The organism is Veillonella sp. CAG:933 (genome assembly GCF_000431435.1).
Classification (GTDB): domain Bacteria; phylum Bacillota; class Negativicutes; order Veillonellales; family Veillonellaceae; genus Veillonella_A.
This window is the reverse complement of sequence record NZ_HF986188.1, coordinates 1-3913: the sequence shown is the minus strand read 5'-3', so window position 1 is coordinate 3913 and position 3913 is coordinate 1. Positions and strand designations below refer to the sequence as shown.

Annotated in this window: 5 protein-coding genes; 3 read left to right on the top strand and 2 right to left on the bottom strand. The window is 45.2% G+C overall.

Going from position 1 to position 3913, the window contains the following annotated elements:
* Both QZL64_RS04685 and QZL64_RS04680 read right to left on the bottom strand, forming a co-directional pair.
* On the bottom strand, positions 1-326 hold a 326-nt coding region (locus QZL64_RS04685), incomplete at its 3' end, for an ABC transporter permease (protein WP_369665155.1).
* Positions 323-1255 (bottom strand): ABC transporter permease, encoded by a 933-nt coding sequence (locus tag QZL64_RS04680; protein ID WP_156705223.1) that lies wholly within the window; start codon positions 1253-1255, stop codon positions 323-325. The genes QZL64_RS04685 and QZL64_RS04680, both read right to left, overlap by 4 nt.
* Before the next feature lie 244 nt (positions 1256-1499).
* Between QZL64_RS04680 and QZL64_RS04675 the strand changes: the two genes are divergently transcribed.
* The 3 genes from QZL64_RS04675 to QZL64_RS04665 all read left to right on the top strand — a co-directional run bounded on the left by QZL64_RS04675 (position 1500) and on the right by QZL64_RS04665 (position 3797).
* A complete protein-coding gene (locus QZL64_RS04675) occupies positions 1500-2336 on the top strand; it encodes a pyridoxamine kinase (protein WP_021840838.1) in 837 nt (278 codons plus the stop codon).
* 55 nt (positions 2337-2391) lie between these two features.
* Positions 2392-2901, top strand: coding sequence for an ECF transporter S component (locus QZL64_RS04670; RefSeq protein WP_021840837.1), 510 nt, complete (start codon positions 2392-2394; stop codon positions 2899-2901).
* 338 nt (positions 2902-3239) lie between these two features.
* A complete protein-coding gene (locus tag QZL64_RS04665; RefSeq protein WP_021840836.1) occupies positions 3240-3797 on the top strand; it encodes a DUF805 domain-containing protein in 558 nt (185 codons plus the stop codon).
* Positions 3798-3913 lie beyond the last annotated feature (116 nt).

Sequence of the window (3913 nt, the reverse complement as noted above, 5' to 3'; positions counted from 1 at the left end):
AAACCGACAGCCAAGGAAATACGAGCGCCATACACAACGCGCACATATAAATCACGGCCCAGCGTATCGGTACCGAACCAATGCGCCGCTGACGGTGCCTGATTGGCTTCCGCCAGATTCTGATCCGCATAGGTATACGGCGATAACCACGGCCCTACGATAGCCAGTAACAACATGCATATAATAATGAACAGCCCAAAGAGAGCCAATTTATTTTCTTTTAAGCGATGCCACGCATTGGGACGCGGACGATACACCACTTCGGCGGTCACATCGGCCGTCGTGCCATGAGCACGCAACGGCAAGAAATCGTCGGTCAGCTTCATGACTCATCCTCCTCTTCCATAGTAACGCGCGGATCTACGAATGGATACAATAAATCCACCAACAGGTTAAAACCTACTACGAGAGCACTGTAGAAAATGGTAACCCCTAAAATAACCGTATAGTCGCGATTATAGATGGATGTTACGAAATACTTCCCAAGCCCCGGAATGGCGAAAATTGTTTCTACGATAAAACTACCCGTAAGCAGCGCCGCCGCCAGCGGCCCCAAATAAGTCAAAACAGGTAAGATAGCATTTCCTATGGCATGTTTCATAATAACATCCCAATTGGCTAAGCCTTTGGCCCGTGCCGTTTTAATGTACTCCTGCTGCATGACGTCGAGCATGGTGGAGCGGGTAAGTCGGGCAATAAACGCCATCGGCTGTGCCCCCAAGGTCAAAATCGGCAACACCATATAGGCCGGTCCCTTCCACAGCGCCACCGGAAAAATCGGCCACACAAAGCCCAACCAATATACCAGAAGTGCCCCGATGATAAAGGTAGGCACGGAAATTCCCAAGGTAGATCCGAAGGTTATGATATAGTCCAGCCATGTGTTCGGCTTCAACGCACTGCCGATACCGGCCGCCACGCCGCCAATTACGGCAAACACCAAGGCGCCAAGGCCCAGCTGTGCCGACACGGGGAACGACTCGCCAATAATATCATTGACGGAACGGCCCAAGTACTTATAGGACGGTCCCAAATCAAACTGCACCACATGCTTCATATAATCTGTGTACTGAACCCAAACCGGATCATTCAAATGATAGGTTGCTTCAATGGTCGCCTTAATCTGAGGCGGCAATTTCTTTTCTTCCGTAAACGGTCCGCCCGGGATGGCATGCATGAGCATAAAGGTAATCGTAATTATGGCCCACATAACAACCACGGCTCCGATGAGACGTTTAAATAAATAGGTACCCACCAATCATCACACTCCTTAGTTGATAATTTTTATATATATATTATACACGAGTCGTGGTCATTTGCGATGCAGTAATTCTCAATTTAGTACATGTGTTCTGTATACATCTTTCCATCTGTCCTATCAAAAATATAAATTCTGTATATTTACATATGACACATATTTTTTTAAAATGTTATTCATACAAACGAAATCAAACGTGCTTGCCCTTTGGTAAGCCTATTTTTAGAAAAGAGGTATGTTTATGAATCCAGTTCCGGTAGTCCTTTCCATTCAAGATATGAGCTCCATTGGTCGTTGTTCCCTTACGGTAGCCATGCCGCTCCTCAGCGCCTTCGGCTCCCAAGCGGTACCGTTCCCAACGGCTTTACTGTGCAACCACTTGGAATACCCAAACTATGAAATGGTCGACTTCTCCGAACATCTTCGTCCGTTCATGGATTGCTGGGAAAAAAACGGCATCACCTTTGATGCCATTCAGAGCGGTTTCCTCGCTTCCCCGGAACAAATCCACATCGTAATCGAAGCGATTGAACGCTTTGGCCAAGATAAACCAATCATCGTCGATCCGGCCATGGCGGATGACGGCAAATTATACTCCGTTTATAACGACACGATGGTACAGGAAATGCGCAAACTCATTGCTCATGCGGATATTATTAAACCAAATTACACGGAAGCAAGCTTCCTCTTGGGTCATAAATATGAACCGGAAACAGTGGATGAAGCTAAAATTCGTCAGCTTTGTAAAGAACTTCACGAATTAGGTCCCCGTCATGTCATCATGTCCGGTGTACCTCATCAGACAGAAGCCATCGTAGCTGTTTACGACGGCGAAACCGATGAATTACAATTGGTAAGCACCAGCCTTGTACCGGTAAAAGCTCACGGCACGGGCGACATTTTCACCGCTGTCTTAACCGGCGCTTTGATGCAGGGCTACGACACCTTAAAGAGTGCCGAAATCGCCGCCAACTTTACCACCGATGCCGTAAAATATACGCACGAAACCATCGGCTCCATGCGTGACGGCTTGTTGTTTGAACGCCTCTTGGGACGTTTGACCGCGTTAATTAAATAAATTTGAAATAAAAAATAGACAGTCACTAAAGGGACTGTCTTGGGAGGTCTTTGTTGTGAATTTAACAGTTCGAGATATTATTTATATCGGTATGCTATCCGCCATCTGTGCCTTAGCTACCACGTTTCTTATTCCATTACCCGGTGGCGGCATGGTTCACCTCGGTTCCGCTGCGCTGTTTACTATTTCAGCCCTCTTTGGCGGACTCTACGGCGGACTTGCCGGTGCCATCGGCTCAGGTCTATTCGACTTAGTCATGGGCCATTCAGCGTATACCCTGTTCTCCATCGTAATCAAGGGTATTTCCGGCCTCGTTGTAGGCTACATGATTGTCGGTTTTCGTCCTAATCCGTTAAAAGCTCGGGAAGCAACCTTTGCCCGTCTTTTGAGCGCCATGCTGGTCGGTGCCGTTTGGACAGCCCTTGGCTATTTGGTAGCTTGGGCATACGTATTGGACAGCTTTATGGTAGCCGTAGGTAATTTACCGGCTTCCTTCTTAACCAGCGGTATCGGTATCGTAGTGGCCCTCTTCCTTGTAAAAGGCCTTCGTAACATAATTCGCTAGTATGGCATACATCATTCTTATAAAAAATTAATGTTAAATTATTAACACGATGTCCTCAGAGGTAATGTCCTACACACCATTACCTCTTGGATATACATCTCATTAATCCTTTCTCTCTAAAAGGCGCAGCAGTTTCTCCCTGTTGCGTCTTTTTATGTATCCCCTTTTAACTTAATTTTAATCGTTTCCCCTTACTATTTACGGTGAAGAACTTTTCCCATTCTTTACATATTTTTTAACTTATTATTATGCAATTTGTTAAAAAAACGCCCTATATGGCGTCAAATATTTAAATATGATATAATAATGAAGTTCTATTACTAGTAAAGGAAGATTTTATGGATATTCTATTTAACATAGGCCAGGCGTTTGTAATGGGGCTTATCGCCTTTACCATTACCCGTTGGGGTTATGTCAAGCAAATAAAAATATTATATCTGCAAGGGCGCTTGAACCGATTACAATTCTTAATCGGCCTCATCGGCATGACCATCGTAGTCGGACTGTTCAACACCATGATTGCCACAATGATGGATAGTGTAGTTATCCTCATTGCCTATTGGGGTGTCCGTATATTAAGTTTTTCGGGCCACTCGGTCCTCTTGTCCTTCTATTTCGTACTCTATGCAAGGCGCTTCCAAGACTTTTCATTCCACGGCGTTATAGGTATTTTATGGTGTATATTCATCGCTTTTACCTACCCGTACTTGCCGATTAAATCTACCAGTGCCGCCTTCGCAGTACTCATTTGGATTGTAAACTTAATCCTACTCGTCATCCCCGGTTCGTCAAAACCGAACAAATACGGCTTACCGGCTATCTGGCCGCAGAAACGAGTAGCCCGCCCGCAACGAACGAGAGTGGCAAGTCCACTGAATCACGAGCAGCAACGATAAACAACAAACCCTATAATTTACTTTAGACACTAAAGAGTATTCTATTTACAGGTACTTTTAGTGTCTATTTTTTATATAGTAATCTCAGGCTTATAGGACAAAAAGTGTGTGTGGCT

Bases quoted from the DNA above. Each gene is read 5' to 3' on its own strand.
- QZL64_RS04675 (WP_021840838.1), top strand. From the start codon at position 1,500: ATGAATCCAGTTCCGGTAGTCCTTTCCATTCAAGATATGAGCTCCATT.
- QZL64_RS04665 (WP_021840836.1), top strand. From the start codon at position 3,240: ATGGATATTCTATTTAACATAGGCCAGGCGTTTGTAATGGGGCTTATC.